The sequence below is a fragment of the Streptomyces sp. 13-12-16 genome (assembly GCF_002114215.1).
Taxonomy (GTDB): domain Bacteria; phylum Actinomycetota; class Actinomycetes; order Streptomycetales; family Streptomycetaceae; genus Streptomyces.
This window is the reverse complement of sequence record NZ_NCTE01000976.1, coordinates 1-3,441: the sequence shown is the minus strand read 5'-3', so window position 1 is coordinate 3,441 and position 3,441 is coordinate 1. Positions and strand designations below refer to the sequence as shown.

The window sequence follows — 3,441 nt, the reverse complement described above, 5'->3', positions numbered from 1 at the left end:
CGCCGGGCGCGGAACCCAGGAGTGCCGTGCGGTGCAGGGCGGTCGTGGCCGGGTCGTCGAGCGCCGGGCCGACCACCGCGACCTCCCGCGGCCCGTCCAGTACGGCCTCGGCGACCGCGAGCCCCCACCCGATGAACCGCGGGACGCGCGGGCCGAGCGCCTTCACCACGCCCAGCGCCCGTTCGGCGGCGGTGCGATGGGGCTCGGAACCGGTGTGCGCGGCATAGCCGAGCAGGGCGCCCGCGGCGGCGGTCCAGCCGGACGGGGCGGCGTTGTCGGTCGGGTCCTGCGGACGCCGGATGAGGCGCTCCGCGTCGGACGCCGTGTCGTACAGGGCGCCCGATCCGGGGTCGGTGAAGCGGGCCAGGACATGGTCGAGGAGCAGTCCGGCGAACTCCAGCCAGACACCCTCGCCGGTCACCGACGCCAGCGCCAGGAAGCCCTCCGCGACGTCGGCGTAGTCCTCCAGCACCCCCGCGTTGGCCCCGGCTCGGCCGTCCTTGCTGGTACGGGCGATCCGGGCCCCGTCGTCCAGGTGCAGCCGGACCAGCAGGTCACCGGCGGCGACGGCGGCCTCCGTGAGGTCCGGCCGGTCGAAGTAGGCACCGGTCTCGGCGAGCGCGGCGATCGCGAGGCCGTTCCAGGCGGCGACCACCTTGTCGTCCCGGCCGGGCGCGGGCCGGGCGGAGCGCGCCGCGAGCAGCCGCTCCCTGATGCCGTCGATCCGCTCGGCGTCGAACACCCCTTCCTGCTGCGGGAGTTGCAGCACCGAGGCGCCCTCCTCGAAGGTGCCCTCCACGGTCACGCCGAAGTACCGTGCGGCGAGTTCCGCGTCGTCGTCCCCGAGGACCTCGCGCAGTTGCGCGGGCGTCCAGACGTAGTACGCGCCCTCGACGTGCCGCCCCGTTCCGTCGTCGCTGTCGGCGTCCAGCGCGGACGCGAACCCGCCCTCGGCGGTGCGCAGTTCGCGGACCATGAAGTCGGCGGTCTCCAGCGCGACCCGGCGGGCGAGTCCGGAGCCGGTGGCCCGCCACAGGTGGGCGTAGACCCGGCACAGCAGGGCGTTGTCGTAGAGCATCTTCTCGAAGTGCGGCACGATCCAGTCGCGGTCGACGGAGTACCGGGCGAAGCCCCCGCCGAGCTGGTCGTAGATCCCGCCGCGCGCCATGCGCTCGCAGGTGTCCGCCGCCATCTGCAGCGCGCCCTCGGCGCCGGTGCGGGCGTGGTGGCGCAGCAGGAACTCCAGCACCATGGACGGCGGGAACTTCGGCGCCCCGCCGAACCCGCCGCGCTGCGGGTCGTACTCCCTGGTCAGCCCGAGCAGCGCCTGGGCGAGCTCCTGCTCGCCGGGCACCTGGTCGTCTCCGTAGGACAGCTCCCGCCCCGCCAGATCCCGGGTGATCTTCCCGGCCACCTCGTCGACCTCGCCGCGCCGCTCGGCCCACGCCTGGTGGACGCCCTGGAGCACCTGCCGGAAGGAGGGCATGCCGTGCCGGGGGGCGGGCGGGAAGTACGTGCCGAAGTAGAACGGCTCCGCGTCCGGGGTGAGGAACACGGTCATGGGCCAGCCGCCCTGCCCGGTCGCCGCCTGCACCGCCTCCATGTAGACGGCGTCGACGTCCGGGCGCTCCTCACGGTCCACCTTGACGCTGACGAAGTGCGCGTTCATGTCGTCGGCGGTGGCCGGGTCCTCGAAGGACTCGTGCGCCATCACATGGCACCAGTGGCAGCTCGAGTAGCCGACGCTCAGCAGCACCGGCACCTGCCGCCGCCGCGCCTCCTCGAACGCCTCCTGGGACCACGGCCACCAGTCGACCGGGTTGTCGGCGTGCTGCAGCAGGTACGGGGACGTCTCATGGGCCAGTCGGTTCGGCATGGTGTCCATCCTGCCGCAGTACCCGCCCCGGAGCCCGGCGGCACACAGCCGGGAGGATCCGGCCCTCTCCACACGGCGGCCCCCGCACGACACACTTGTGGCCGGGGAACGCGGCCGGGACCGGCCGACGCCACCGGAGGGGGACAGCGGATGCGGGACGGTCAGCGGGCGGACGCCGAGCGGCTGTTGGCGCGGGCCGTGGAGGAGGAGGTGCGCAGGTCGGGCGGGCGCACCGACGGCAAGGCGCTGCTCGCGCGGGCGCGCGGGGCACTGGACACGATGGCGCGGGCGGCGGCCGAGGAGTACGAGGCGTACACGCGCGCCCTGGACGAGGCGGAGGCCGGACAGCTCACCTTCCGGCAGCGTTACGCCCGCGAGGGCGCCGGGACCCCGCTGCTGGTGGCCGGGGTGGCGGGGATCGCGGCCGTGGTCGCCGACATGGCGCTCGGGACGGGCACCGGGACGGCGCTGGGCGCGGGTGTGACCGTCGGGGTCGCCGGCGCGGCGGCGACGGTGGTGAAGGTGGCCGGCACGCATGTGCCCGCCGCGCACCACCGGGCCGGCGCGGTGAGCCAGCCGGGCGGGCCGGAACAGTTGCGGCTGCAGTGGCTGACGGCGCTGGAGGTACGGGGGATCCGCCCGTACCTGGACCAGCAGCGGGTGCTGGCCGCCTCCACCGGACCGAGGAAGGCGGGGCCCCGGCTGCGCGGCACGGACAAGAGCGCGGCGGCCCGCGGACGGAGCGTGCTGGAGCAGTCGTTCGGGCAACTCCCGGAGCCGCTGGGTCCGTTCGCGGGACGGCGGCAGGAGATGGCGCGCATCCGGCAGTGGGTGCAGGCGGCCCGTGCGACCACGGAGACCCGGCCGACGGTGGTCGTGCTGCACGGGGCGTCCGGCAGCGGCCGTACGACGCTCGCGGTGCGCGCCGCGCACGACCTGAAGGACCACTTCCGCGGCGCCTGCGTCGTCGATCTGCGCGGTGACAGCCCCGGCGACCCCCCGTTGTCCACCCGGGACGCGCTGCTGCACCTGCTGAACCGGCTCGGGGCGCCCCGCGAGCAGCTGCTGTTCCGTGAGCGGTCCTCCCCCGACCAGCAGGTCAAGCGGCTGAGCGAGCTGTACCACCAGCATCTGACCGGGATGCCGGTGACGGTGGTGCTGGACGACGCCTCCGATCCGCAGCAGGTGCGCACGCTGATACCGGAACGGTCCGACAGCCTGGTCCTGGTCACCTCCCGCGCGCCGCTCGGGCTGCCGGACGACCTGCCGGCCCGGGTCCACCAGCTCCCGGTGGAGCCGCTGGACGCGGCCGGTGCGGAGGAACTGCTCGCGGTCGCCGCGCAGGACTCCTCGGGACCCTACGACGCCGATTCCGCCGAGCGGGTGCGGGAGCTGTGCGGGGGCCTGCCGCTGGCGCTGCGCATCGCCGGTGCGGCCCTCGGCCCCCGCTCCCCCCTCGCGCTCGCCACCGACCTGGGCGCCTACGGGCCCGTCGAGCCGGTCGAGCGGGCGCTGTGGCTGCGCTACACCGACCAGCCCGAGCCCCTGCGGCGGCTGCTGCGGCG

General features: G+C 75.3%; 2 protein-coding genes. One reads left to right on the top strand and one right to left on the bottom strand.

From position 1 onward, the window contains the following. Positions 1–1,876, bottom strand: a 1,876-nt coding sequence (locus B7767_RS33440; protein WP_085575383.1) for a thioredoxin domain-containing protein, incomplete at its 3' end; no start/stop codon positions are given. 150 nt (positions 1,877–2,026) lie between these two features. Here B7767_RS33440 and B7767_RS33435 point away from each other — a divergent pair. Next, the coding region (locus tag B7767_RS33435; protein ID WP_256923657.1) for an AAA family ATPase at positions 2,027–3,441 on the top strand (1,415 nt) is incomplete at its 3' end.